This is a genomic window from Streptomyces sp. NBRC 109706, assembly GCF_000974485.1.
Classification (GTDB): Bacteria; Actinomycetota; Actinomycetes; order Streptomycetales; family Streptomycetaceae; genus Streptomyces.
This window is the reverse complement of the sequence record NZ_BBOM01000005.1, coordinates 297,405-323,645: the sequence shown is the minus strand read 5'-3', so window position 1 is coordinate 323,645 and position 26,241 is coordinate 297,405. Positions and strand designations below refer to the sequence as shown.

The 26,241-nt window shown below is 73.1% G+C and carries 21 protein-coding genes; 12 read left to right on the top strand and 9 right to left on the bottom strand.

The features are described from left to right. Positions 1-98: 98 nt before the first annotated feature. The 4 genes from AOM46_RS06365 to AOM46_RS06350 all read right to left on the bottom strand — a co-directional run bounded on the left by AOM46_RS06365 (position 99) and on the right by AOM46_RS06350 (position 4,958). Entirely contained in the window at positions 99-941 is an 843-nt protein-coding gene (locus AOM46_RS06365) for an ABC transporter permease (RefSeq protein ID WP_078856537.1), read from the bottom strand. Further along, positions 938-1,792, bottom strand: a complete 855-nt coding sequence (gene modA / locus AOM46_RS06360; protein WP_234313657.1) for a molybdate ABC transporter substrate-binding protein — start codon at positions 1,790-1,792, stop codon at positions 938-940. Before modA ends, AOM46_RS06365 begins: the two co-directional genes overlap by 4 nt. Beyond that, positions 1,789-2,190 carry a molybdopterin-binding protein gene (locus AOM46_RS06355; protein ID WP_062206865.1) on the bottom strand — a complete coding sequence of 134 codons (402 nt, stop codon included), beginning with the start codon at positions 2,188-2,190 and terminating at the stop codon, positions 1,789-1,791. Before AOM46_RS06355 ends, modA begins: the two co-directional genes overlap by 4 nt. Before the next feature lie 86 nt (positions 2,191-2,276). Then, positions 2,277-4,958 carry a lysylphosphatidylglycerol synthase transmembrane domain-containing protein gene (locus AOM46_RS06350; RefSeq protein ID WP_062206863.1) on the bottom strand — a complete coding sequence of 894 codons (2,682 nt, stop codon included), beginning with the start codon at positions 4,956-4,958 and terminating at the stop codon, positions 2,277-2,279. An 89-nt stretch (positions 4,959-5,047) separates the two neighbouring features. On the opposite strand from AOM46_RS06350, the gene AOM46_RS06345 reads away from it, so the two are divergent. The 4 genes from AOM46_RS06345 (at position 5,048) to nudC (ending at position 13,278) form a co-directional block, all read left to right on the top strand. Continuing rightward, on the top strand, positions 5,048-5,482 hold the full coding sequence (locus tag AOM46_RS06345) for an MGMT family protein (RefSeq protein WP_234313656.1): 435 nt from the start codon (positions 5,048-5,050) through the stop codon (positions 5,480-5,482). Positions 5,483-5,605: 123 nt separating this feature from the next. Beyond that, the gene (locus AOM46_RS06340; RefSeq protein WP_062206861.1) at positions 5,606-8,872 is read left to right on the top strand and encodes an ATP-dependent DNA helicase; all 3,267 of its coding nucleotides are present in this window, start codon (positions 5,606-5,608) and stop codon (positions 8,870-8,872) included. 44 nt (positions 8,873-8,916) lie between these two features. Beyond that, positions 8,917-12,321 (top strand): ATP-dependent DNA helicase, encoded by a 3,405-nt coding sequence (locus AOM46_RS06335; protein WP_062208571.1) that lies wholly within the window; start codon positions 8,917-8,919, stop codon positions 12,319-12,321. Between the two features lie 9 nt (positions 12,322-12,330). After that, positions 12,331-13,278 (top strand): NAD(+) diphosphatase, encoded by a 948-nt coding sequence (gene nudC / locus AOM46_RS06330; protein WP_062206859.1) that lies wholly within the window; start codon positions 12,331-12,333, stop codon positions 13,276-13,278. Between the two features lie 28 nt (positions 13,279-13,306). On the opposite strand, the gene AOM46_RS06325 is transcribed toward nudC, so the two are convergent. Beyond that, entirely contained in the window at positions 13,307-13,561 is a 255-nt protein-coding gene (locus tag AOM46_RS06325) for a mycoredoxin (protein ID WP_062206857.1), read from the bottom strand. A gap of 183 nt (positions 13,562-13,744) precedes the next feature. Here AOM46_RS06325 and AOM46_RS06320 point away from each other — a divergent pair, with 183 nt between their 5' ends. The 4 genes from AOM46_RS06320 (at position 13,745) to AOM46_RS06305 (ending at position 17,402) form a co-directional block, all read left to right on the top strand. Then, complete coding sequence (locus AOM46_RS06320) at positions 13,745-16,126, top strand: ATP-dependent DNA helicase UvrD2 (RefSeq protein ID WP_107080004.1); 2,382 nt, start codon at positions 13,745-13,747, stop codon at positions 16,124-16,126. Between the two features lie 141 nt (positions 16,127-16,267). Then, the gene (locus AOM46_RS06315) at positions 16,268-16,585 is read left to right on the top strand and encodes a hypothetical protein (protein ID WP_062206854.1); all 318 of its coding nucleotides are present in this window, start codon (positions 16,268-16,270) and stop codon (positions 16,583-16,585) included. Positions 16,586-16,710: 125 nt separating this feature from the next. Next, positions 16,711-17,061 carry a WhiB family transcriptional regulator gene (locus tag AOM46_RS06310; protein ID WP_062206853.1) on the top strand — a complete coding sequence of 117 codons (351 nt, stop codon included), beginning with the start codon at positions 16,711-16,713 and terminating at the stop codon, positions 17,059-17,061. Then, positions 17,058-17,402 carry a hypothetical protein gene (locus AOM46_RS06305; protein ID WP_067225969.1) on the top strand — a complete coding sequence of 115 codons (345 nt, stop codon included), beginning with the start codon at positions 17,058-17,060 and terminating at the stop codon, positions 17,400-17,402. Before AOM46_RS06310 ends, AOM46_RS06305 begins: the two co-directional genes overlap by 4 nt. A 78-nt stretch (positions 17,403-17,480) precedes the next feature. On the opposite strand, the gene AOM46_RS06300 is transcribed toward AOM46_RS06305, so the two are convergent. Together AOM46_RS06300 and AOM46_RS06295 are read right to left on the bottom strand one after the other, a co-directional pair. Beyond that, positions 17,481-19,019 carry an AarF/ABC1/UbiB kinase family protein gene (locus tag AOM46_RS06300; protein WP_078856535.1) on the bottom strand — a complete coding sequence of 513 codons (1,539 nt, stop codon included), beginning with the start codon at positions 19,017-19,019 and terminating at the stop codon, positions 17,481-17,483. Positions 19,020-19,069: 50 nt separating this feature from the next. Then, the gene (locus AOM46_RS06295) at positions 19,070-20,155 is read right to left on the bottom strand and encodes a ThiF family adenylyltransferase (protein WP_234313655.1); all 1,086 of its coding nucleotides are present in this window, start codon (positions 20,153-20,155) and stop codon (positions 19,070-19,072) included. 218 nt (positions 20,156-20,373) lie between these two features. On the opposite strand from AOM46_RS06295, the gene AOM46_RS06290 reads away from it, so the two are divergent. The 4 genes from AOM46_RS06290 to AOM46_RS06275 all read left to right on the top strand — a co-directional run bounded on the left by AOM46_RS06290 (position 20,374) and on the right by AOM46_RS06275 (position 24,173). Continuing rightward, positions 20,374-20,976 (top strand): M48 family metallopeptidase, encoded by a 603-nt coding sequence (locus AOM46_RS06290; protein ID WP_062206849.1) that lies wholly within the window; start codon positions 20,374-20,376, stop codon positions 20,974-20,976. Between the two features lie 83 nt (positions 20,977-21,059). After that, a complete protein-coding gene (locus tag AOM46_RS06285) occupies positions 21,060-22,709 on the top strand; it encodes a TerD family protein (protein WP_062206847.1) in 1,650 nt (549 codons plus the stop codon). Between the two features lie 12 nt (positions 22,710-22,721). Further along, complete coding sequence (locus tag AOM46_RS06280) at positions 22,722-23,408, top strand: AIM24 family protein (protein WP_062206845.1); 687 nt, start codon at positions 22,722-22,724, stop codon at positions 23,406-23,408. Between the two features lie 15 nt (positions 23,409-23,423). Beyond that, complete coding sequence (locus AOM46_RS06275) at positions 23,424-24,173, top strand: AIM24 family protein (RefSeq protein WP_062206843.1); 750 nt, start codon at positions 23,424-23,426, stop codon at positions 24,171-24,173. 35 nt (positions 24,174-24,208) lie between these two features. Here the strand turns inward: AOM46_RS06275 and AOM46_RS06270 are convergent, their stop codons facing one another. Both AOM46_RS06270 and AOM46_RS06265 read right to left on the bottom strand, forming a co-directional pair. Continuing rightward, the gene (locus tag AOM46_RS06270; RefSeq protein ID WP_062206841.1) at positions 24,209-24,733 is read right to left on the bottom strand and encodes an NUDIX hydrolase; all 525 of its coding nucleotides are present in this window, start codon (positions 24,731-24,733) and stop codon (positions 24,209-24,211) included. Then, on the bottom strand, positions 24,730-26,199 hold the full coding sequence (locus AOM46_RS06265; protein ID WP_062206839.1) for a zinc-dependent metalloprotease: 1,470 nt from the start codon (positions 26,197-26,199) through the stop codon (positions 24,730-24,732). Before AOM46_RS06265 ends, AOM46_RS06270 begins: the two co-directional genes overlap by 4 nt. Between the last annotated feature and the right edge of the window lie 42 nt (positions 26,200-26,241).

Here is a 26,241-nt window from a genome sequence, read left to right as displayed (position 1 = left end):
AGCCGGGTCTCCGGCTGGCGCCTCCCGCTCAGGCCGGCGTCGCCCCTCGCGTCCTCTCCCCGCTCAGGCCAGCCGGGCCTCCGGCTCCGCTGGAGGGGTCAGCCCCCGCCCCGTTCCGGCCTGCGGCCGCCGCGTGGGGCAGCCGGGCTTCCGGCATCGGTGAGGGCGCCCACCCAGCGGCCGCGGAGGGCGATGAGCACCGCCGCGGCGATGGCCAGCAGCAGCAGGGAGACGGCCGTCGCGCCGGCCGGGTCGCCCTGGAGCAGCAGGTACACCTTGAGCGGCAGGGTCTGCGTCACCCCGGGCAGGTTTCCCGCGAAGGTGATGGTCGCGCCGAACTCGCCCAACGCCCTGGCCCAGCAGAGCGCCGCGCCGGCGGTCAGCGCCGGCCGCAGCATCGGCAGCGTCACCAGCCGGAGGGTGCGCAGCGCGCCCGCGCCCATCGTCGCGGCGGCCTCCTCGAAATGCGGGTCGAGGCCGCTGAGCGCGCCCTCCAGGCTGATCACCAGAAACGGCATCGCCACGAAGACCGCCGCCACCACGGCGCCCGCCGTGGTGAACGACAGCTGTACGCCGAACCGTTCGAGGTGTTCGCCCAGCACGCCACGTCGCCCGAAGCCCTGGGAGAGCGCCACGCCGGCCACCGTCGGCGGCAGCACCAGCGGCAGGATCACCAGGCACCGCACCAGCGTGCGCCCGGGGAACTCGGTGCGGGCCAGCAGCCAGGCCAGCGGCACCCCCAGCAGCAGCGAGATCAGCAGCGCCCAGCCCGAGACCAGCAGCGAAAGCCGCAGCGCCTCCGTGACGGCGGGCTCGGTCAGCCGCTCGACCAGCTCTCCCCAGGGCGCGTCGACCAGCACGCCCAGCAGCGGGACCAGCAGGAACGCCACCGCCAGCAGCGCCGGCAGGGCCAGCGTCAGCGGCGGGCGGCGTCGTCTCACGGGGCCAGGAAGCCGGCCGCGCCGAGCAGTTCCTGGGCGGTCACCCCGGTGAGCCAGGCGACGAAGTCCTCGGCGGCCGCCAGGTTCGCCGCGTCGTTCAGCGTGGCCGCCGGATAGAAGGCCGTCACGTTCTGGTCCTCCGGGATGGGCACCACCGCGACCTCGTCGCCGGCGACGGCCGCGTCCGTGACATACACCAGGCCGGCGTCCGCCTCGCCCAACTGCACCTTGCCCAGCACGGAACGGACGTTGACCTCAAGCGAGTCCGGCTCCGCGTCGATGTTCTCCGCGGCCAGGATCTCCTGGCCGTACCGGCCGGCGGGCACCTCGGGTGCCGCAAGCACCAGCCGCAGCCCGGGATCGGCCAGGTCCGCGAGGCCGGTCACCCCGGCGGGGTTGTCCGGCGGGGTGACGATGGTCAGCTCGTTGCGGGCGATCACCTCGGGCTCACCCGTCAGTTCGGCGACGCCCTCCATCGTCTGGGTGTCGGCGGTGACCAGCACATCGCCCGGGGCGCCCCCGTTGAGCTGGGCGACCAGCTCCTGGGAGCCGGCGAACGAGAACCGCACGGTGGTCCCGGGGTTGGCCGCCTCGTACTCCGCGCCGGCGGCCTCGAAGACATCGGTCAACGAGGCGGCGGCGAGCACCGTGAGCGTGACCTCGGGCTGGTCACCGCCGCCACCGCCGCTCCCGCCCGCGCCGTCGGCCGCGTCCGATCCGTTGTCTTCCGAGCCGCAGCCCGCCAGGCCGATCAGCAGGGGCAGCAGCAGCGCGGCGGACAGCGCGCGGCGCCGTCCACGGGCCGGGGAGGGGCGGGAGGTTCTGGAGGAGAAGGACACGGTGACTCTCACATCCGATCGATATGCACGCTGGTGGCCTTGACCCGCGCGACGGCCTCGTGCCCCACGGCCAGCCCCAACTCCTCGACGGCCTCGCGGGTGAGCAGCGAGACCAGCCGGTGCGGACCGGCCTGGATCTCCACCTGAGCGGCGACATCGCCGACGGTGACCTTGGTGATGATGCCGGGGAAGGCGTTGCGAGCGCTGGTGTAGGGATCGCCCGGCTCGCCCCCGGAGGGTGACTCCGCGGCCAACTCGACGGCGAACGCGGCCAGATCGTCGCCGGCGACCTGCCGTTTGCCGGCCTCGTCCCGTCGGGTGGGCAGCCGACCGGCGTCGGCCCAACGCCGCACCGTGTCCGCGCTCACCCCGAGCAACCGCGCCGCGCGCCCCATGCTGTAGAACCGCATATGCGGGACCGTACGGCCATTCGAGCCGCATCCGCAAGTGAACTCCGGCTATCTGCCTCGTATCTGCCGGCCGAGAGGCGGATGCCTCAGACCTGTTCCTTGCGGGTGAGTTGGGTGAACGCCAGCCAGCCGGGGAGGACGGGCAGCCAGAAGGTCATCAGCCGGAACAGCAGCACCGCGCCCAACGCCACCTGCGGGGGCACCTGGAAGGCGGTCAGGCCCGCGCTCAGGGTCAGCTCGATGGCGCCGATGCCGCCGGGGGTCGGCGCGGCCGAGCCCAGCGCGTTGCCGGCGAGGAAGACCACGGCGATCGTCGGATAGCTCAGCTCGTGGCCGAACGCGCGCAGCGAGGCGTCCAGGCACATCACGAAGGCGAGCGTCATCAGCAGCATCCCGCCGATGCCGGCGAGCAGCTTCTTGGGCCGCTGCACCACGTCCAACATCCGGGGCACCACCCCGGCGAACAGGGTGCGCACCCGCTCCAGGATGGCCTTCCGCAGACTGGGCACCGCGGTCACGATCAGCGCCGCGACGGCCACCGTCAACAGGCCGGCGATCACCGTGCGGGAGGGGGAGAGGTTGGGGGTGTGCTCGGTGCCGGTGAGATAGCCGAAGGTGAGCAGCAGCACCACATGGCTGCCCAGGCCGAACAGCTGGGACGCGCCGACGCTGGCCACCGCATGGCCGGGACGCAGCCCCTGCCGTTGCAGATAACGGGCGTTGAGCGCGGCGCCGCCGATCGCCGCCGGCGCGACCAGCTTGACGAAGGAGCCCGCCACCTGCGCCATCACCGTGCGCAGATAGTTGACCTTCTCGGGCACGAAGCCCAACAGGCTGAGCGCCGCGGCAAAGTAGGTGAGCGCGGAGAAGCCGGCGGCCACGATCACCCAGCCCCAGTTGGCGTCGTCCCAGACCCGCTGGAACTCGGGGTTGATCAGCTGGCTGATCAGGAAGTAGCCGGCGAAGACGGCGGCGATCAGGCTGACCAGCGTGCGCGGTCTGATCCGTTCGATGCGGGCGGGCTCTATCGGCGCCTGCGGCCGGATCAGCAGCACCTGTTGGCGGATGAGCGCCAGCAGATCCGGCTCCCTGGCGTTCTCCAGGGCCTCCTCCATGACCTGCTTCTCGGCCTGTTTCGCGGCCTTGACGGTCTTGCGGTCGGCGTTCTCCGGCAGGCTGCCGCGCGCCTCACGGTAGGTGCGGGTGGCGTCCAGCACGGCCTGCCGCTCCCGCTGGGCGCGCTCCTTGGAGAGCTGCCGCAGGGTGGCCCTGGTGGTGCGGCTGAGCGCGATCGGCTGCAGCAGCGGCAGGCTGTCGGCCACCGCGTCCGGGCCGAGCACCGTGACGGCGGCGGCCACCGCGCGTTCGGCGCCGACCCGCAGCCCGAAGGTGGTCAGCAGCTGCGCCACATCCATCCGCAGCAGCAGATCGCCCGCCGCGATCTCGCCGCCGCGCAGGCTGGTGAGGTAGACCGTGCCGGCGCGGTCGACCAGCAGCGCGCGGCCGTCCAGCCGACGGTGCGCGATCCGGCGCGACTGGAGCGCGGTGACCTGCCGCCAGGCCGCCTCCATCAGCGCGTCGCTGACCTCGTCGTCCGGCAGCGAATCCAGATCGCGGCCCGGGATGTGCTCGTAGACCAGCATCACCGCGTCCGGGCCCAGCTCCGAAGTGGCGATCAGCTTGGGCGCGTTGGCGCCGGCGGCGATCGCCGCATAGGCGAGCAGGGCCTCCTGCTCCAGGGCCTGGCGCAGCGACGGCAGGCTGCGCCGCTGGGTGATGCCGCGCAGCGCGAGCCGACGCCAGGCGCGGTAGAAGAAGCCCCTGGCCTGCTGGGCGCGGTCGACCACCGTGACGTCGAGCGGTGGCCCCGACTCCAGCGTCACCAGATAGCGGCGGGTCGGCTCGTTGCCGCGCTCCCGTTCGCCCTCGTCGGATCCCGGCGGCTCCTCGGCGCGCAGCGCGGTGACCGGGCGGAAGCCGACATGCCGCAGGCCGGCGAGCAGCTGCTGTCCGGTGGCCCTGACGTTGGGCGAGCCGACGGCATAGAGCGTGGCATAGGCGATGGTCCAGCCGATCAGCACCGTGACGACGATGGCGAACGGTGTGGTGTAGCCGGCGACCAGCACGGCCAGCGCGTCCAGCGCCACCACCGACCACATGACCAGCCGCCAGCCTGGGCGATGAGTCATGCCGACGGCCGTGGCGTAGGCGATCACCGGCGCGAGATAGCCGTGCACCGGCTCCGTGAGACCGGCGCCGGGCGCGTCCCTGATCAGCGCGTCCCGCACGGACTCGGGCGCCATCCTGGCGACCCAGAGGCTGAACGACAGCGAGACCCCGTGCGCCAGCACGGCGGCCAGCACCCCGTCCGCGATGCGCAGCCCGTCCCGGCGCATCAGCCGCTCGATGGCGAAGGCCATGGGCACGATCAGGACGGCCACGGCGGAGGCGAAGCCGGCGAAGTCGATCAGCAGCGAGGGTGCCTGCTCGGAGCCCTTGTGGACGTCCCGCTCGATGCCCTCGGTGGTGCCGATCGCGAAGGTGGCCACCGCCAGCAGCGCGCCGATGGCCAGCAGCCCGAGCAGGGTGCGCAGCAGATCGGCCGGCCGGTGCACCCGGGCGGTGAGGATCGGATCGTCCACCTCGACCAGCTCGCTCCTGGTCGGGTCGGCGCGTTCCAGCGCTTCGAGCGGAGGCGGCGCCGCCTCCGGCTGTTCCTCCTCCGAACGCTGGGTCCGGTCTTCCTCGCCCCGTATCACTGGCCGCATCCCTGGAAACGATCTAGCGCTGGAGCGACTGCCACCGACCAGCTCTCCCCCGTACGGGGACGATACTTGCATGAGACACCGACAACGCGGTGCTCTCCGTGAGATACGGCACCATGGTCGGCATGGTCCCCGCCACCCAGGAACCCGCCCCGAAGCCCGCGTCCGAGCCGCGCCGAAGGCCCGGTCGGGCCCCGGCCACCAGCTCCGCGCACCGGTTGACCGACTACGCCGACACGGTGCTCGGCCTGGTGGAACGCATCCCCGAGGGCAGCGCGCTGACGTACGGGGACATCGCCGGTCTGGTCGGCGTCGGCGGGCCACGACAGGTCGGCACCGTGCTGGCCAGATACGGCGGCGCGGTGCCCTGGTGGCGCGTGGTGCGCGCCGACGGGCGGCCGGCGCCGGGGCACGAGCGGCGCGCGCTGGAGCACTACCGCGCCGAGGGCACCCCGTTGCGCCCGGGCTGGGACACCGGCAGCGTCCGGCTGGATCTGCGGCGGGCCCGCTGGGACGCCGCGTCCTGAGCCGCGCGCCGCCGCCGGGCGGCCGGCCCCGAGGGGCCCTGCGGATCGGAAGGATCCGACGAAACGCCCCACCCCGACCGCGCACTGGCGTACCGTCTTCCCCAACCTCCACGAGAATCCGCGATGCACGTGAGCCTCTCCGTCCCGTCAACCGACCGGCCGCCGTCCGCCCCGGGAGCGTACCGACTGGTGCGCACCCCGATCGCCGACGCGCGCGACACCGCTGTGGACGCGAGCCAGCGCGCGGTGGTTGATCACCCCGGCGGTCCGCTGCTCGTACTGGCCGGTCCGGGAACGGGCAAAACGACCACTCTGGTCGCCGCCGTGGCCCGCCGGGTGCGCGCCGGAGCCGATCCGGAGCGGCTGCTGGTCCTCACCTTCAGCCGCAAGGCGGCGACCGAGCTGCGGGACCGGCTGACCGGCGCGCTCGGCGGGCGCGCGCCCCAGGCCACCACGTTCCACTCGTTCGCCTACGCGCTGGTGCGCGCGCACCAGGACCGCGAGCTGTTCGCCGAGCCGCTGCGTCTGCTCTCCGGGCCCGAACAGGACCTCTATCTCAGGGAACTGCTCGCCGGGCACCAGGATCTGGAACGCTCGGGGCGCGGCGTGCGCTGGCCGGACGAACTGCGCGCCTGCCTGACCACCCGGGGGTTCGCCGACGAACTGCGCGCGGTGCTGGCGCGCAGCCGCGAGCTGGGCCTCGGCCCCGACACCCTCGCCGCCTTCGCCCGCCGCACCGGACGCCCCGACTGGGAGGCCGCGGCGCGCTTCATGGCCGAGTATCTGGACGTCACCCAGGCACAGGGCGTCCTGGACTACACCGAACTGCTGCGCGACGCGGTACGGCTCACCGAACAGCCCGACCACACCTCCCGGATCAGGGCCCGCTACGACGCGGTCTTCGTCGACGAGTACCAGGACACTGACCCGGCCCAGGTCGCGCTGCTGCGCGCCATCGCCGGCGACGGCCGGGACCTGATCGTCTTCGGCGACCCCGACCAGTCCATCTACGCCTTCAGGGGCGCCGATCTCAACGGCATCCTCGGCTTCCGCGACGCCTTCCCCACCGCCACCGGAGCGCCGGCGCCCGTCGTCGCGCTCGGCGTGGCCCGCCGCTCGGGCGCGACGCTGCTGGCCGCGACCAGGACGCTGGCCGCCCGGATGCCGCTGGCCAGGCTGCCGGCCGAGGCGGTGCGCCGACACCGGACGCCGAGCGCCACCCGCGAGGGCGGCCGGGTCGAGGCGTTCACCTACCCGTCGGCCGGCGCCGAACTCGCCAACATCGCCGATCTGCTGCGCCGCGCCCATCTGGAGGACGGCCTGCCCTGGGGCGAGATGGCGGTGCTGGTCCGCGCCGGAGCACACACCATCCCGGCCGTCCGCCGCGCCCTGACCGCGGCCGGTGTGCCCCTCGAAGTCGACGGCGACGATCTGCCGCTGCGCCGCGAGCCGGCCGTCGCGCCGCTGCTCACCGCGCTGCGCGTGGTCGCCGAACCACGCGCCGACGACGAGCCGCTCGATCCGGAGACCGCCGCCCGGCTGCTCACCTCGCCGCTCGGCGGCATGGACGCGGCCGATCTGCGCCGCCTCGGCCGCGCCCTGCGCAACGAGGAACGCGCCGCCGGCGGCGGGCCCCCGCCCGCGTCCGACGCGCTGATCGCCCGCGCGCTGGCCGAGCCCGAACGGCTGGTCACCCACGAGCCGAGCTATGCCGCCGGCGCCCAGCGGCTCGGCCTGCTGCTGCGCAAGGCGCGCGAGGCCCTGGCCGGCGGCGGCACCGCGGAGGAGGCCCTGTGGCTGCTGTGGGACGGCACCGGCTGGCCGGGGCGCCTGGAGCGCGCGGCCCGACGCGGCGGCGCCGCCGGGCGCAACGCCGACCGTGATCTGGACGCGGTCTGCGCCCTGTTCGACGCCGCCGCCAGGGCCGAGGAACGGATCGGCGGCCGGGGGGCGCTCAACTTCCTCTCCGAGCTGGAGGCGCACGACATCGTGGCCGACACCCTGGCCGCGCGCCCCACCCGGCTGGACGCGGTCCGGCTGATGACGGCGCACCGCGCCAAGGGCCTTGAGTGGTCCCTGGTGGTGGTCGCCGGCGTGCAGGAGGGGGTCTGGCCCGATCTGCGCCGCCGCGGCTCGCTGTTGGAGGCCGACCGGATCGGCCGGGACGGGCTGGCCGAGCCGCTGAGCCCCGGCGCGCTGCTCGCCGAGGAACGCCGGCTGTTCTATGTGGCCGCCACCCGGGCCAGGGACCGGCTGGTGGTGACGGCCGTCAGGGGCACCGACGACGGCGACCAACCGTCCCGTTTCCTCTCCGAGCTGGGCGTCGAGCCGGTCGAGATCAGCAGCCGTCCGCACCGTCCGCTGTCGCTCTCCGCGCTGGTCGCCGAGCTGCGCGCCACCACCGTCGACCCGGCGGCCTCGCCCGCGCTGCGCGCCGCCGCGGCCGAACGGCTAGCCCGGCTGGCCGCGCTCCGCGACGACGAGGGCCATCCGCTGGCCCCCGCCGCGCATCCGGAGCGCTGGTGGGGGCTGCGCGAACCGACCCGCTCCCAGACCCCGCTGCGCGATCCCGAACGCCCGGTCGCGCTCACCGGAAGCGCCCTTGACCAGCTCGTCAACACCTGCTCCCTGCAGTGGTTCCTGGGCCGCGAGGCGCATGCCGAGGGGCCGCCCAGCACCGCCCAGGGCTTCGGCAACGTGCTCCATGTGCTGGCGGACGAGGTCGCCTCCGGCACCACCCCGGCCGATCTCTCCGTCCTGATGGCCCGCCTCGACACCGTCTGGGACTCCCTCGCCTTCGAGGCGCCCTGGCAGTCCCGCCGCGAACAGGCCGAGGCCAGGGCCGCGTTGGAACGCTTTCTGCGCTGGCATGTGCTGCGCTCCGAAGCGGGCGGCGAACCCCTCGTCAGCGAGCGGGAGTTCGAGGTAACGCTGCCGGCCGGGCCGCACCAGGTGCGGGTGCGGGGCGTGCTGGACCGGGTCGATCGGGACGCCGAGGGCCGCGCCTATGTGGTCGACTTCAAGACCGGCCGCACCCGCCCCACGGCCGACGCCGTCGCCCACCACCCCCAGCTCGCCGTCTACCAGCTCGCCGTCCGGCACGACGAGACCGTCGCCGGGCCCGACGCGGAGCTGGCCGGCGCCGCCCTCGTCCAACTGCGCCAGGGCGCGGCCAAGAAGGACGGCGGCGACGCGCTGCCCGTCGTCCAACGCCAGGACCCGCTGACGGCGGGCGCCGACGGCGCCGACTGGGTCGGCGAACTGCTGGCCGAGGCGGCCGGCCGGGTCCTCGACGAACGCTTCACCCCGCGCACCGGGAACCACTGCGGCGCCTGCGCGTTCAAGGGCTCCTGCGCCGCGCGCCCCGAGGGCCGGCACACCGTGGAGTGAACGCGCCGCGCGGACTGTCGGTGCCGGCGACTACCCTCACCCGGGTGCCAGCGCGACTCAACGATCCCGAGCGGCTCAGCGAGCTGCTGGGGATTCCGTTCACCCCGGAGCAGCTGGCCTGCGCCACCGCACCGCCGGCGCCGCAGGCCATCGTCGCCGGCGCCGGCTCCGGCAAGACCACGGTGATGGCGGCCCGCGTGGTCTGGCTCACCGGCACCGGGCAGATCGCCCCCGACCGGGTGCTCGGCCTCACCTTCACCAACAAGGCCGCCGGCGAGCTGGCCGAGCGGGTCCGCGCCGCGCTGGCCAAGGCCCGGATCGACACCGCCGAGACGGGCGAGCCCACCATCTCCACCTACCACGCCTTCGCCGGCCGGCTCCTCGCCGAGCACGGGCTGCGGCTCGGCATCGAACCCGCCTCCCGACTCCTCGCAGACGCCGGCAGATTCCAGCTGGCCGCCGAGGTGCTGCGCGGCGCCCCCGCCGACTTCGAGCCGCCCAGCCCCGGCTTCACCACCCTGGTCACCGACCTGGTCGCGCTGGACGGCGAGCTGTCCGAGCATCTGGTCCCCCCCGACCGACTGCGCTCCTTCGACCGGGAACTCCTCGACGAGCTGGCCGGGGCCAGGCTGACCAACGCCGCGCTCCGCCAGGTGCCCCTGGCCGCCGAGGGGCGCCAGGCGCTGCTCGGCCTGGTCGAGGAGTACCGGGCCCGTAAACGCGCCCGCGATCTGCTGGACTTCGGCGACCAGATCGCGCTGGCCGCCGCCCTGGCCAGGGAGCGGCCCGAGGTCGGCCAGGCGCTGCGCGAACAGTTCGGCGTGGTCCTGCTCGACGAGTACCAGGACACCTCCGTCGCCCAACGCGTGCTGCTCGCCGGCCTCTTCGGCGACGGCACCGGCCATCCGGTCACCGCCGTCGGGGACCCCTGCCAGGGGATCTACGGCTGGCGCGGCGCCTCCGTGGCCAACCTGGACGACTTCCCCGAGCACTTCGCCACCCGCGACGGCGCCCCCGCCCGGGTGCTGCGGCTCAGCCAGAACCGCCGCAGCGGCGGCCGGCTGCTCGCCCTGGCCAACGCGCTGGCCGCGCCGCTGCGCGAGCGGCATCCGTCCGTCGCCCCGCTGCGCCCCGCCGAGGACGCCGAGGGCACCGGGCTGGTCCGCTGCGCGCTGCTGCCCACCCACGCCGAGGAGCTGGCCTGGCTGGCCGACGCCGTGGCCCACCAGGTCCGCACCGGCACCGAGCCCGGCGAGATCGCGGTGCTCTGCCGCACCGCGACGGACTTCCCCCTGATCCAGAGCGCGCTGGTCGCCCGCGATGTGCCGGTCGAGGTGGTCGGCCTCTCCGGGCTGCTGCACCTGCCCGAGGTGGCCGATCTGGTGGCGGTCTGCGAGGTGTTGGCCGACCCCACGGCCAACGCGGCGCTCGTCCGGCTCCTCACCGGTCCGCGCTGGCGGATCGGGCCGCGCGATCTGGCGCTGCTGGGCCGCCGGGCCCGGCTGCTGGTCCGCCGGGTGCGCGCCGGGGAGGCGGACGAGCCGGGCGGCGAGGCCGCCGCGCTGGCCCGGCTCGCCGACGCGGTCGCCGGCACCGACCCGGCCGAGGTGGTCTCGCTGGCCGACGCGCTCGACACCTTCGTCGGCAGCGGCGGGGGCTCCGGCGCCGACGCCGGCTCGGCCGAGCCCGACGACCGGCTGCCGTTCTCGCCCGAGGCCCGCGTCCGATTCGCCCACCTCGCCGCCGAACTGCGCGATCTGCGCCGCTCGCTGGGCGATCCGCTGATGGACGTCCTGCACCGGGTGCTCACCCACACCGGCCTTGATGTCGAGCTGTCCGCCTCGCCGATGGCCCTGGCCGCCCGCCGCCGGGAGACGCTGGGCGCCTTTCTCGACGTGGCGGCGAGCTTCGCCGCCGGGCGCGCCGGCACCGCCGTGCACGGCGACGCCACCCTTTCGGCCTTTCTCGGCTTCCTGCGCGCGGCCGAGAGCTTCGACCGGGGCCTGGACGGCTCGCTGCCCAGCGGCGGGAACGCGGTGCAGGTGCTCACCGCGCACAAGGCCAAGGGCCTGGAGTGGGACGTGGTCGCGGTGCCGGGCCTGTGCGCCGGCCTCTTCCCCGCCGTCCGCTCCCGGGACTCCTGGCTGCGGCAGGCCAGAACGCTCCCGCACCCGCTGCGCGGCGACGCCGAGACCCTGCCGCCGACCCCGGAGTGGACCGCCGCCGGCTACCAGCGGTATCTGGCCGAGACCGCCGGCGAATTGGCGCTGGAGGAGCTGCGCCTCGGCTATGTCGCGGTCACCCGCCCACGCCGGCTGCTGCTCGGCTCCGGGCACTGGTGGGGGCCCAGCCAGAAGAAGCGGCGCGGCCCGTCCGACTTTCTGACCGCGCTGCGCGAGCACTGCGAGCGCGACCCGGGGCACGGCGAGGTGGAGCACTGGGCCGAGCCACCGCCGGAGGACGCGGAGAACCCGGCGCTGGCCAGGGACGAGGAGGAGCTGGCCTGGCCGCTGCCGCTGGACAGCGAGGCGCTGGCCCGCCGCCGCGAGGCGGCCCTCGCGGTGCTGAACCGCCTGCACCGGATGCCGTCCCCCCGCCCCGAGCAGCCGGCCGCCGAGCCACCGCACCCGGACGAGCCCCCGTACCCCGACCCGGACGAGGCGCCGTATCCGGACGAGGCGCCGGACGTCGGGTCCGCGCCGGACGCCGCCGAGCTGACCCCGGAGGAGCGCCGCACCATGGCCTCCTGGGACCGCGATCTCACGGTGCTGGCCGGCGAGCTGCGGCAGGCCAGGGCCGGGGTGCGGGAGGTGCCGCTGCCCGTCTCGCTCTCGGCCACCCAGCTGCAACGGCTGGCCACCGACCCGGACGGCTTCGCCCGCGAGCTGGCCCGCCCCATGCCCCGCCCGCCCCAGCCGGCCGCCCGCCGGGGCACCCGTTTCCACGCCTGGGTCGAGTCCCGTTTCGACTCGGTGCCGCTGCCCATGCTCGGCCCCGAGGAGCTGCCGGGCGGCGATCCCGACGAGGACGCCGAGATCCGCGACGAACGCGAACTGGCCGCGCTCAAGGAGGCGTTCCAACGCACCCCGTACGCCGACCGCCGCCCCTACCGGATCGAGACGCCGTTCCAGCTCACCCTCGCCGGGCGGGTGATCAGGGGGCGGATCGACGCCGTCTACCGCCTGCCACCCCGCCCGGGGACGGACGGCGAACGCTGGGAGATCATCGACTGGAAGACCGCGCGCCGCCAGGACGCCGACCCGCTGCAGCTGGCGATCTACCGCCTCGCCTGGGCCGAGCGCCACCAACTGCCGCTCAGCCGGGTCACCGCGGCGTTCCTCTATGTGCGCAGCGGCGAGCTGGTGCGCCCCAGCGTCCTGCCCGGGCGCCGTGGCCTGGAGCGACTGCTGATGGGGGAGGACTCCTGGGAGCCGAACGATCCCGGTTAGGCTTTCGGTATGAGTACCACCCCGGCCATCAAGGACAGCGTCGTCCAGCCGATCCCCCTCACCACCCCCGGCGGCATCGACCGGGCCGCCGGTCACCGCATGGACGAGGCGTGGTTGGGGGCGGCCTGGAGCCACCCCAGCACCCGGGTCTTCGTGGTCTCGGGCGGCCAGGCACTGATCGAGGAGACCCCGGACGGCCGCACCGAGCTGGTGATGATGCCGTCCTTCGACGCCCCGCTCACCGAGGCGCACCGCTACTTCCTGGGCATCGACGCGGACGGCGTGCGGTACTTCGCCCTCCAGAAGGACGCCCTCCCGGGACGGATGGACGCCGCCGCCCGCCCGGCCAGCCTGCGGGAGGCCGCGGCCCTGCTGTCCGACCGGGACAACGAGCTGCTGGTGCATGCCGTCGCCCTGGAGAACTGGCAGCGACTGCACCGGTTCTGCTCCCGCTGCGGCGAGCGCACCGTGATCGCGGCGGCCGGCCATATCCGCCGCTGCCAGGCGTGTGGCGCCGAACACTACCCGCGCACCGACCCGGCCGTGATCATGCTTGTCCTCGACGACGACGACCGGGCCCTCCTCGGCCGCCAGCTGCACTGGCCCAAGGGCCGTTTCTCCACCCTGGCCGGCTTTGTCGAGCCGGGGGAGTCCATAGAGCGGGCGGTGGTCAGGGAGGTCGCCGAGGAGGTCGGCGTGGCGATCGGCGAGGTCGAGTACGTGGCCAGCCAGCCATGGCCTTTCCCGTCCAGCCTGATGCTCGGCTTTGTGGCGCGCGCGACCTCGACCGAGGTCACGGTCGACGGCGACGAGATCGACGAGGCCCGCTGGTTCAGCAGGGACGAGCTGCGGGAGGCCATGGCGTCGGGCGAGGTCCTGGCCCCGTCCGGCGTCTCCATCGCCTCCCGCCTGGTCGAACGCTGGTACGGCGAACCGCTGACCACCTCGATCTGGTGACCGAAGGCGCCGCCTGCCACGCCAGCGCTCAGGCGGCCAGCGCTTTCTTGACATCGGCCAACGAGGGGTTGGTCATGGTGGTCTCGGTGCCACCGCCGCCGGTGACCACCACGGTGGGCACGGTCTGGTTGCCGTTGTTGGCGGCCTCGACGAGCTTCACGGCCTCCGGATCCTGCTCGATGTCGATCTCCGTGAAGGCGATGCCCTCGCGGTCCAACTGGCTTTTCAACCGACGGCAGTAGCCGCACCAAGGGGTGCTGTACATCGTCACGTTGCCCTGCATGGGATGACTCCTTCGTAGCTTCACAGCTTCATGACCGGTGTCCGGTACATACAACCCGGTACATACAACGGTGCCTGGTACCCGGTACCCGGCGTCCACAGAACATCGGGCGCGGTATGAGTAATTCCACGGGCTGTGGACAGCTCGCCCCACGCGCCCCGGAGAACCTGGCAGCATGGCGGGGTGACATCAGCACCGCACGCCTCAGCCAACCCGCCGGAGGGCTTCCCGCCCGAGAGCTTCCCGCCGGAGAGTCGAGCGGGCGGCGGCCAGCACGGGACGCTACCGCATGGCGCCTTCCCCGAGCCGCCCAGCACGGCGGACGCCGTCCTCGACGGCCTCGACCCGGAGCAGCGCACGGTCGCCACCACCCTGCAGGGCCCGGTCTGTGTCCTGGCCGGCGCCGGCACGGGCAAGACCCGTGCCATCACCCACCGCATCGCCTACGGGGTGCGCGCCGGTGTCTACCAGCCCAACACCGTGCTGGCGGTTACGTTCACGGCCAGGGCCGCCGGCGAGATGCGCGGCCGGCTCCGGCAGCTCGGCGCCGGCGGCGTGCAGACCCGCACCTTCCACGCCGCGGCGCTGCGGCAGCTGCAGTTCTTCTGGCCCAAGGCGGTCGGCGGGGAGTCGCCCAGGCTGCTGGAGCGCAAGGTCCAGCTGGTGGCCGAGGCGGGCTCCCGCTGCCGGATCCGGCTGGAGCGGCTGGAGCTGCGCGATGTGATGGGCGAGATCGAGTGGGCCAAGGTCACCCAGATCACCCCGGAGGACTATCCGGCCGCCGTGGTCAAGGCCGGCCGGGACGCGCCGCGCGACCCGGCCGAGACCGCCCGGATCTACGCCACCTACGAGCAGCTCAAACAGGACCGTGGCGTCATCGACTTCGACGATGTGCTGCTGCTGATGGTCGGCATCCTCAGCGACCGCCCGGACATCGCGGACACCGTCCGCCGCCAGTACCAGCACTTCACCGTCGACGAGTACCAGGACGTCAGCCCGCTGCAGCAGCGCCTGCTCCAGCTCTGGCTGGGCGACCGGGACAGCGTCTGCGTGGTCGGGGACGCCAGCCAGACGATCTACTCCTTCACCGGCGCCACCCCCGACCACCTCCTCAACTTCCGCACCCAGCACCCGGACGCCACCCTGGTGAAGCTGGTGCGCGACTACCGCTCCACACCCGAGGTGGTGCATCTGGCCAACGGGCTGCTGTCCCAGGCCAGGGGGCGGGCCGCCGAGCACCGACTCGAACTGATCTCCCAGCGCCCCTCGGGGCCCGATCCGCACTTCTCCGAGCACCCGGACGAGCCGGCCGAGGCCGAGGCCACGGCCAAGCGCATCAAGCAGCTGCTCACCCCCGTCGCCCAGGGCGGCTCGGGCGTCCCGGCCAGCGAGATCGCCGTCCTCTACCGGGTCAACGCCCAGTCCGAGAGCTATGAGCAGGCGCTGGCCGACGCCGGGGTGCCCTACCAGCTGCGCGGCGCCGAGCGCTTCTTCGAGCGGCAGGAGATCCGCCAGGCCGGCCTGGCGCTGCGCGGTGCCGCGCGCGCCGGCGGCAACGACGCCGCCCTCGACGGCGCCCAGGGGCTGGCCGGCGAGGTCGGCGCGGTGCTGGCCACTCTCGGGTGGACGCATCAGCCCCCCGCCGGCTCCGGGGCGGTGCGCGACCGCTGGGAGTCGCTGCGGGCCCTCGTCCGGCTTGCGGAGGACTTCCAGCGGGCCCGCCCGGATGCCGTCCTGGCCGATTTCGTCGCCGAGGTCGACGAGCGCGCCGCCGCCCAACACGCGCCCACCGTCGAGGGCGTCACCCTTGCCTCGCTCCACACGGCCAAGGGCCTGGAGTGGGACGCCGTGTTCCTGGTCGGCCTCACCGACGGGATGCTGCCGATCACCCACGCCAAGACGCCGGAGCAGATCGAGGAGGAGCGTCGGCTGCTCTATGTGGGGGTCACCAGGGCGCGGGCGCATCTCTCCCTCTCCTGGGCGCTGGCCCGTTCGCCCGGCGGCCGCGCCAGCCGCCGGCCCAGCCGCTTCCTGGACGGGCTGCGCCCCGGCTCGGCCTCGGACGCGGCGCGCACGCGTGGCGGAGCCGGCGGGGTGGAGCGCGGCGGCACCAGGGGGCGCAAGCCGCGCGGCCCCGTGCCCTGCCGGGTCTGCGGGCGCACCCTCACGGAGGCCACCGAGCTGAAGCTCCGCCGCTGCGCGGACTGCCCCTCGGACATGGACGAGGAGCTGTACGAGCGGCTGCGGGAGTGGCGGCTTGAGCGTGCCCAGGAGCTGGGCCGGCCCGCCTATGCGGTGTTCACCGACGCCACCCTGATGGCCATCGCCGAGCAGGTGCCGGGCAGCGAGCGCGAGCTGGCCAGGATCTCCGGCGTCGGCCCCCACAAGCTGCGCCAGTTCGGCCCCGACATCCTGGCGCTCTGCGCGGGCGAGGAGCTTCCGGAGGCGGCCGAGGAGTCTTCCGAAGAAGGTCCGCCCGAGGACGCCGACGCCTTCTCCGCACGGGACGATGAGCAACTCCCGTCGGCCGATGGGGAATTTTCCGAAGAGGACCCCGAAAAATAGATTGCGTGCGCGTGAGACATCCGCATAGCGTGCTGCACGTGGCGCTGAGGGAGGGTTTCCCTTCCCCCAAAGCCATGTTGTACTGAGAGAACATCCCGGGTAGGAGTGCCTGCCCCCGAGACGCTGAAGGAGGCGATCCCTGTGGTCACGTTGAAGCAGAACAAACTGTCCGGCCCGGCCTTCGCCTGCCATCAGGCTCTCGGTGCGGCGCGCCCGTTTGCCGTGGTCATGCCGTCCGTCCCGTCCGAGCGCCCCAAGTCCGCAGCCCGGGATCTCTCCCGTGGTGAGCGAACGATGTCGGCGCCCGAGCTGGCCGTAGCGGCAGCAGCCGTGGGAGTGGACGCATATGCGACCACCCCGAATCTCGTCGGCGCCGGACACCAGATTTTCGGACAGCAGAGCAAGTCTCACTCGATGTGGGCCCTCCGCGGGCTCGAACCCTGGAGTGATCCCACCTGATCGGCGAGATCAGGTCGGCACCTTCCAGGGCCGCGGAACCCACACCGGGTTTCGCGGCCCTTTTGCTTTCCGCCGCCCGACGACCGTCGAGCGGTTCGACAACTACACGACACGAGGACAACACCGTGCCACTCGCGCCGTACGCCCGACCTGACCTGAACCCGCCACCCGATCCGGAGACTTCTGTGACCCCGCTGTTTACGCTGAACGAGCTCGATGAGGCCATCGAGCGTCTCGGCGAAGGCGTGCCCTGCCGTTCGTACGACCCCGAGGTGTTCTTCGCCGAGTCCCCCGCGGACGTCGAGTACGCCAAGTCCCTCTGTCAGACCTGTCCGTTGCGTGAGGCGTGTCTGGCCGGCGCCAAGGACCGTCGGGAGCCCTGGGGGGTGTGGGGCGGCGAGCTGTTCGTCCAGGGCGTGGTGGTGCCGAGGAAGCGGCCCCGTGGCCGTCCCCGCAAGAATCCGGTCTCGGCATGAACACCCACGGAACCATCGGCCGGCCGGCTCCCTACGGGCCGAGACGGCACAGCCAACTGATCATGAACGACTCCAGCACGGAAGCGGCCACCCGCCGCCGACCTGCCGATGTACGCAAGGCCCGGCAGGAACAGAACAGGACCAGGAAGTTGCAACTCATCCCAGAAGCCATGGCGCGTTCCCATATGGCGGAACGCGCTCGTGAAGCCGAGTCCCAACGGGTCGCCGGCCGTGTCGTTGAGGCTCAGCGGCTCGCTCGCCGGTCCGACCGGCTCCAGCGGCGAGCGGAGCGCGCCTCCCAGCGCGCCCGCCGGGCGCTGGCCAGGGCGGTCATGCACTGATCGCCTGATCGGCTTCCCCGATGTCCCCGCCGCCGGTCGGCCGGGTCGCCTCAGGCGGCCCAGGCCGACCGGCGGCTCTCATATGCCCGGCCGGGCATCGCCCTCGCCGTCGCTCTTGCTCTTGCTGAGATCGGCCTTCCCGCTTCCCCTCGCCGGGGCGGCCCCCTTGGCGGCCTTCTTCGCCGAGGGCGGGCTCCTGCGCTTCGTCTCGGCCACCTTCCTCCCCGGCGCCGAACGCTGAGCCGGCCCGGCCCCGGCAGCCCCGGCGGCCCCGGCGGGCGCGGGCGGCTCCGCGAAACCGGGGAGCCCCGCGGCCATCTCCTCGCGGAGCCGCACTGTCGCACCCAGCTGACAGAGCACTCCGACGATGCTCAGCGTGACGCGGTGGATCAGGAGATACGCCGGCGGCAGATTGAGCTGGCGACCCAACTGGTGTGCCTCGGAGCGGGGATCGGCTATCCGGGCGGCCTGGCCGCGCAGCCACTCCCGACTGAAGGTGAACTCCTCCGCGCGGGCCGGCTCGATGATCGGCGCGAGATACCTCTGCACCTCCTGCGGATCCAGCTCCCTGGACTCGGTGATGAACCCCTCGGCGCGCAGCCGGGCGTACACCTCGTCCGCCGAGTCGTCCAGCGACAGCCGGAGGGCCTGCCCGATGGCCGGCGGCAGCCCGTCGGGCAGCTTGCTGACCGCGCCGAAGTCCAGCACGCCGAGCCGCCAGCGCTCCACCGGCTCGTCCGGGGTCGGCACCAGCCGGAAGTTGCCCGGGTGGGCGTCCGCGTGGAGCAGACCCGTACGGCTCGTGCCGGAGAAGAGGAACCGCGCCAACAGCTGTCCCGCACGATCCCGCTGAGGCTGGTCGCCGTCCGCGATCACCTCGGAGAGCGGTATGCCGGACAGCCAGTCGGTGATCAGCACGCCCTCCCGTTGGAGGACGACATCGGGCACCAGCACATCGGGGTCGTCCCGGAACTCGGCGGCGCAGATCCGCTGGGACGCCGCCTCCAGGGCGTAGTCCAGCTCCTCGGCGACCCGATCCCGCATCTCCTCGACCAGCGGTTTGATCTCCAGGCCCGGCGCCCAGGTGGCCAGGACCCTGGCGAGCCGGCCGAGCTGGGTGAAGTCGGAGAGCAGGGCATCGCCGGCTCCCGGATACTGGATCTTGACGGCCACCTCCCGACCGTCGGCCCAGACCGCCCGGTGCACCTGGCCGATCGAGGCGGCGGCGGCCGGCCGCTCGTCGAACTCCAGAAACAGCTCACGCCAGTCCGGGCCCAGACGGTCGGTCAGCGTTTTGTCGACCGAGGCGGCCGGCATCGGGGGCGCGGCCTCCTGAAGCTTGGTCAGTGCGCCGCGGTAGGGGCCGGCGAAGGCCTCCGGCAGGGCCGACTCGAAGACGGAGAGCGTCTGGCCCACCTTCATGGCGCCGCCCTTCAACTCGCCGAGGACGGAGAACAACTGCTCCGCCGTGCGCTGGCGCAGCTCCTGGCCGACGAGCTCGGCCGAGCGCCCGCCGAGCCTCTTGCCCAGGCCCCAGGTGGCGCGGCCGGCGAGACTCAGCGGCAGAGCGGCCAGCTTGGCCGTTCTCGTCACCGCCTTACGGGGTAGGTCAGACATGTCCCCTCCAACTCCCAGCGAACGCACGGCGAATGCCCTCGGTACGGCTCTCATTGTGGACCCGTTCGGGCGGGGGGCGTGGGGTGTGGGGAGCGCGACCGCGCGGCGCCACAGGGGCAGTCCGGATGGGCGTCGAAGGTGTGGCTCGTCATGGTGGGTCCTGGCAGGACCAGCTCCGTGCGGGTGTGTGGGCTCTGCGGACCGTGGCCGTCGATGAAGGCCAACGCGCTGCAGGCCGTCAACCCGGCCACCGCAGTGGCCAGGGCGCTGTCGCAGGCCGGGACGCCGGGAGCGCGGCCGTTGCGCCACTGGGCGACCAGCAGCGGCCAGGCGGGCTCCCGATCCGTGAGCGTCATCAGCAGGCAGTTGGCGCAGGTGGTGGCGCCGGGGATGACCAGCGGGCCGACGAATCCCGTGGCCTCGACCACCCCTGCGTACAGATGTGGGGTGCCCTCGGCCATCAGCTGCTCGGCGCGCACCGGATCGGGGACATAAGCGGCCAGCCCCTCACGCGGGGCGAGGATCACCAGCCGTGGGCCCGTCGCCTCCTCCCGGCCAGGGGCTCGGCGCCAGGGGGTGACCGCTCGCACCACCGCCCGGGCGGCCGAGGCCCGGCGCTCGTTCACGTTGTCGGGCCGGACCCCGCCGTGCGCGGTGTCCACCGGGGAGATCCGGCCCCCGTCCGCGACCTCGACCCGGCCCACCCCGGCCTGGGCCAGGGCGCCGGCGATGGCCGAGCCGACCCGGCCGGCACCCCGCACCAGGACCTGCGCCGAGCGGCGTGCCAGCAGGGCGCGCAACCCGCCGCCGGGCTTGGAGTAGAGCAGGGAGAGCGAGGCGAGATCGGGGCGCATCGGCTCCGTGACCTGGCTGGCGGCCTCCCGCTCGGCCGTGGCGTCCTCCAGCACGCCGGCCTCCTCCAGCCGTCGCGTCACCCGGTCCGCCGCCTCGGCGCCGAGGCCGAGGGCGGCCGCGGCGTCCCGCAGCGCCGGCAGGCCACGCGTGCCGTCGAGGAGGGACAGGAAATTCTCCGTGGCGTTGTCCAGCGGGCCGAAGAGCACGGAGTGTGCCGGCGTCACTCCATAGCGCACGGTCTCGCGGTCACGCCAGCCGCGGCGGAGCGATGGCTTGATCATCGGATGCATGGGATGAACCCCCCTCGGTCCGTGAGGACCTTCGACGAACTGTCGGGGCTCATCATGACGGGAACGGAGCGGGCGTGTGTGATGTTATCCACAGGAAGCGGAGAAAATAATATAAATGGTGCATTCCTCGGGGTGGTTGACTTTTCACGCCCCCCGTCCGCTGAACGGCAGGCGGGACATATCCGGCTCGTACCGGGTAACGTCGACATGTGCCCGCCGAACCGCTGAACAGCGCCGGCCCGTCGCAGCGAGGTTCCTCGGCGGGACGCACGGTGCTGAACGGAGACAGGTCCGAGCGCGTCGAGGTCCGCCGCAGCTCGCGCCGGCGTCGCACGGTCTCCGCCTATCGCGAGGCGGACCGCACCGTGGTGCTGATCCCCGCGCGGATGACGGCGGAGGAGGAGCGGCGCTGGGTGGCCGTGATGCTGGAGAAGCTGGCGGCCCAGGAGGAACGGCGCGTACTGGACGACAAGGACCTCGCCCGTCGGGCCGAGGAGCTGTCCGCGCGCTACTTCGAGGGGAGCGCGCGGCCGGACAGCGTGCGCTGGGTGACGAATCAGAACGCCCGTTGGGGCTCCTGCACGCCCGCCCTGGGCACCATCAGGCTGTCGCACCGGCTGCAGGGCATGCCGGAGTATGTGATCGACTACGTGCTGTTGCACGAGCTGGCGCATCTGTTGGTGCCCGGCCACGGCCCGGGTTTCTGGGCCCTGTTGGAGCGCTATCCGCGCACGGAGCGCGCGCGGGGCTTCCTTGAGGGCGTCGTCGCTGCTGAGCGGCTTCCGCACAGCCGTTGCCCTCAGGGAGAGTGACGGCGGAGCTACCGCTGTCGGAGGTATTGGCTAGTCTGGCGCAGCAGAACGCGCGGCTAGTGGATGGGGGACGGTCGTTACCAATGGTGACGCATTTCAAAAAGGGGCAGAAGTCTCGACTCAGCGATCTGACCCTGGGCACGGACCTGTATGTGGGTGTACAGATCTCCGGGCCAGGGATGGTCTTCGACATCAGTTGCTTCGGGCTCGACGCGGCCGAACAGCTCTCGGACGACCGGTACTTCATCTTCTACAACCAGCCCAAGTCCCCTGAGGAATCGCTCCAACAGCTGGGCGCCCAGGCGGGGGACACGGAGTCCTTCCGGGTCACCCTCGACCAGGTGCCGGCGAGCATAGACCGGCTCGCCTTCACCGCGACCATCGACGGCGCGGGCACGATGTCGCAGGCCGCGCCGGGGTATCTGCGGATTGTCGCGGGCGGTGAGGAGGTCGCTCGGTACGCGTTCGACGGATCGGAGTTCTCCTCCGAACGCGCGCTGATGATAGGCGACTTCTACCGGAAGGACGGCTGGCGTTTCGCCGCGGTCGGGCAGGGCTTCGACGGTGGTCTGGAGGCGCTGCTCCGTCACTTCGGCGGAGAGGTCGAGGAAGAGGAAGCCCCGGCCCAGCCGGCCACCACCGCGGCGCCCGGCTTCGCCCCGCCCGGCGGCGAGCCGGCGGCGCCGCCGGTGTTCGCGCCCCCCGGTGGCGCGCCAGCCGCACCCGCCGCCCCTGCCCCGCCGCCGGCGCCCGAGCCCACACCGCCACCGGCGCCCGTCGTGCCGACTCCCGCACCGGCTCCCGTCCCTGAGCCCGCGGCGTCCGCACCGCCCCCGGCGCCCGTTCCTCCTGTTGCGCCGCACGCCCCGGGGCAGTACGGCCAGCCTCCCGAGCAGTTCGGGCAGCCGGCGCCAGGGCAGTTCGGGCAACAGCCACCCGGGCAGTTCGGGCAGCCGGCCCCCGCGCAGTTCGGGCAGCAGCCCGGGGCCCCGCAGGCTCCGCCGTTCGGGCAGGTGGCCATGCCTCCGCAGCAGGGCGGCTATGCCGCGCCCCCCGTCCCGCAGACGGTCGGTGACCTCGGCAGCGTTCTCGGTGCCTTCGGGACGGCCGTCGAGGGCCAGCGGTGGAGCTTGCAGAACGCCCAGCTGGTCCGCGCCGATCTGGGCACGGACGGTCAGCCGGTGATGGCCAGGCTCGGGTCCATGGTGCTCTACGAGGGCGATGTCGAGTTCGGCTTCAAGGGGGCCGGGTTCAAGCGCCGGATGGTCGCCGGAGCCACGGGCGAGGGTTTCCCCTCGTTGATGCGCTGCACCGGCAGCGGCCGGGTCTATCTCGCGGAGGAGGCCACTCGGCTGTTCCCCGTGGAGCTGCAGGGCGACGCCATCTGCGTCTCGTCCCAACACGTGCTGGCCTTCGACGAGTCGCTTGAGTACGACGTGCGGCGGATCGACGGCCATGGCCTGCCGGGCGGCAGCCTTTTCGCGCTGCAGTTCTCCGGTCACGGCACCCTGGTGCTCACCGCGCACGGTGAGCCGCTGGTCATGCCCGTCACGGCGATGACCTTCGCGGACGCCAACGCCCTGGTCGCCTGGTCGGCCGCCGCGCAGGTGCTGGTGGCCAACCAGGTCAGGCTGCGCCGACAGCCGTATCCGGGCCATACGGGGGAGACCACCCAACTCCAGTTCCGTGGCGCCCCGGGGAACTTCGTCATCGTCCAGCCCTACGAGATCTGACAGGAGCCCGTGATGGACCAGCGGATGACCGCGGGCTACGCCCCGACCGCCCCCGCGGCGCGGATGGAGAACCACGGCCCCACCATGGCCAAGGTGGCCCTGCGGACCGGGCAGGACGTGCTCGCCCGAAGCGGCTCCATGGTGGCGTACGAGGGATTCGTCCAGTACGAGTCCAACCCCTCCGCCCTCGGGCGTGCCGTCGCCGGCCGCCTGTCGGGGGAGAGCGTGCCCCTGATGCGGTGTCACGGCGACGGCCAGCTCTATCTCGCGGACTACGGCGCCCATGTGGTGTGCCTCCCGCTCAACGGGGAGAACATCTCGGTCAACGCCACCAATGTGCTCGCCTTCGACGCGCATCTGGAGTGGGGCGTGCAGCGGGTCAAGGGCATGGCCAAGTTCGCCGGGCAGGGACTGTTCAACATCGGCATCACCGGCACCGGATGGGTCGCGATCACCAGCCGAGGCACCCCCGTCGTCGTGGACTGTGCCCGCACGCCCGGGGAGACCTATGTGGACCCGGACGCGCTCGTGGCCTGGTCCACCAACCTGGAGGTGCGGGGGAAGCGCAGTTTCAAGGCCACTTCGCTGATCGGGCGAGGCAGCGGTGAGGCCTATCAACTCGGCTTCTCCGGCCAGGGGTTCGTGATCGTGCAGCCCAGCGAGGACAGCGTCGAACGCCTCAGCGGCAAGCAGAACTGACGGGGGAATGGCCAGATGCAGAGCGTGATCTTCAACAACGCGTCCCAGCAGACCGCCGAGCGGTTCTCCAAGCAGGGCGCCCATATGCTGCGGGTCGGCCTCCAGGACGGGGACGACGTGGTGGCCAGGGCGGGCAGCATGGTCGCCTTCGAGGGCATCGTCGAGTTCGACGGCGAGTACCAGTCGCAGCGGCAGCACCACAGCCAGCACATGACGGGCGAGGTACTGCCGCTGATGCGCTGCTTCGGGCAGGGCACGGTCTATCTCGCCAACCTCGCCCAGCACGTTCATGTACTGGACGTCGACCACGAGGGGCTTACCGTCGACAGCTCCTATGTGCTGGCCATGGACGCCCATCTGCACTGGGACGTCGTCTCCGTGGAGAGCCAGTACGGCATCCCGGGGGTGGGCGCCTACAACACCCTGATCACCGGTCAGGGGAAGGTCGCCATCACCACCTCGGGCAGCCCGCTCGTGCTGCGGGTGACGCCGCAGCAGTTGTGCAGCGTGGACGCCGACGCCGTGGTGGCCTGGTCGTCCTCGCTCCGGGTGCAGATGCAGGCGCAGACCAGCAGCAAGTCGATCTGGCGCCGTCGGGGCAACACCGGCGAGGGCTGGGAGCTGAACTTCATGGGCGACGGACATGTGGTGGTGCAGCCCAGCGAGATGCTGCCACCCCAACAGACGTCCTTCGGCCAGCGGTTGCAGTTCCAGCAGGGCGCGGGCCCGGGGCTCGGCCAGGGCGGAGCCTGGGGGCCGCGCTGACGCCGGGCCTCAGGCGGCGGGCCGCGCGGTGCGCCTCAGAGCACCGCGCGGGCCCCGACCACCAGGGCACGCACCGAGGCGTCCGGCAGCCGTTCCGCCTCGTCGAAGTCGAACCACCGCAGGGCCAGGGACTCCTCGCTGATCACCGGGGCGGCGTCGGCCGGCGCCAGCGCCGCGTACTGCACGTCGAGGTGGGTGGCGCAGGGCGTTTCGTGCCGATCGAGACGGACCGGCGCCGCCAGCAGCCGCAGCCCGTCGATCCCTGACTCCTCGCTCGCCTCGCGCAGCGCGGCATCGGCCAGCGAAACGTCCGACGGCTCGCAGTGCCCGCCGGTCTGGAGCCAGCGGCCGAGCTTGGCGTGCAGGGTGAGCAGCACCCGGCCGGCCGTCCGGTCCACCACCAGCGCGCTGGCCGTGATGTGGCCGGCGGCGCAGCGTTTCCACACCCCGTCGGGGTGCGCCGACAGATGCGCGACATAGGCGGCGCGCAGCTCCTCCTGCCGCTCGTCGGGCGCCGGCCAACCGCGCAGCACCCGAGCGGCGTCCTCGTGCAGACTCACGCGCCGCGCCCGCCACCGTCCTCGGGGCCGGCGTCCTCGTCCTTGCCGTCTTCGTGCGCTGAGCCGCCCTCCTTCGCGGAGCCGGGCTCGCCCTGGGAGCCGCGCTCCTTGTCGAGGCGGGGGGACGAACCACCGGCCGCGTCGCCCAGCAGCTGGTCGAGCTCGGAGAAGTCCAGCTGCTCGCGGTGCACAAAGCCGTCCGGATCGTCCAGATCCTGGGCCGTGGGCAGCATGTCGGGATGCGTCCACAGGGCATCCCGGCCCTGCGAACCCCGGGCGTCCGTGAGCGAGGCCCACAGCCGGGCCGCGTCCCGCAGCCGGCGCGGACGCAGCTCAAGGCCGATCAGCGTGGCGAACGTCTGCTCGGCCGGGCCGCCGGAGGCGCGACGCCGGCGCAGCGTCTCGCGCAGCGCGGACGCGGACGGCAGATGCGGCTGGGCCGCCGCGTGCACCACCGCGTCCACCCAGCCCTCGACCAGTGCCAGGGCCGTCTCCAGACGGGCCAGCGCGGCCTTCTGCTCCGGGGTGTCCTCGGGCTCGAAGAGGCCCTGCTGAAGCTTCTCCTGCAACTCCTCGGGGCGACCGGGATCGATCTGCCCGACCAGGCCCTCCAGCTTGCTGGTGTCCACCTGGATGCCCCGGGCGTAGCCGTCGACCGCGCCGAACAGATGGGAGCGCAGCCACGGGACATGGGCGAACAGCCGCTGGTGTGCGGCCTCCCGAAGGGCCAGATACAGCCGGACCTCGTCCTGGGGAACGCCCAGGCCCTCGCCCAGGGCCGCGATGTTCTGCGGCAACAGCGCGGCCTTGCCCGCCGGGCCGAGCGGCAGCCCGATGTCCGTGGAGCCGATGACCTCGCCGGCCAGCGTGCCGACGGCCTGGCCGATCTGGGTGCCGAACATGGCGCCGCCCATGGAACGCATCATGCCCATCAGCGGGCCCGCCATGGCCCGCATCTCCTCGGGCAGCACCTGCCCCATGGCGGCGCCGACCCGCTCGGCCACGGGATCGACCAGCTCACGCCAGACCGGCAGCGTCGCCTCCACCCACTCCGCGCGGCTCCAGGCGACGGCGGATCCGGCGCCCGAGGGCAGCGAGGTGACGCCGTCCAGCCAGAGATCGGCCAGCCGCATCGCCTCCCCGACCTGGGACGCCTCCTGGCTGTTCACCGAGCGGTCGCGGGAGCCGTCGGGCGCGCCTTGGGCCACCGTCTGCCGGGCGACGTTCTGCGCCAGATCCCAGTTGACCGGGCCGCTGTCGTTCGACAGCAGCTGGCCGAGCTGCTGGAACGCCGCCCCCAGATCCTGCGCGTTCATGCCGCCGCCGGCCCCGAACAGGGCGGACAGCGGGTTGTCGGCCGGGCCCCGGCCGCCGGCGTTGTTGCCCGGGTTGTTACCGGATTTGCTGCCGGAATCGCCGTCCTCCGGCTCCTGCGGGAGGCCGAATCCGAATGGGAAGTCACTCACGGGAATCCTCGGGTCTTGTCATCGGATGTCCTCGGACGCTGG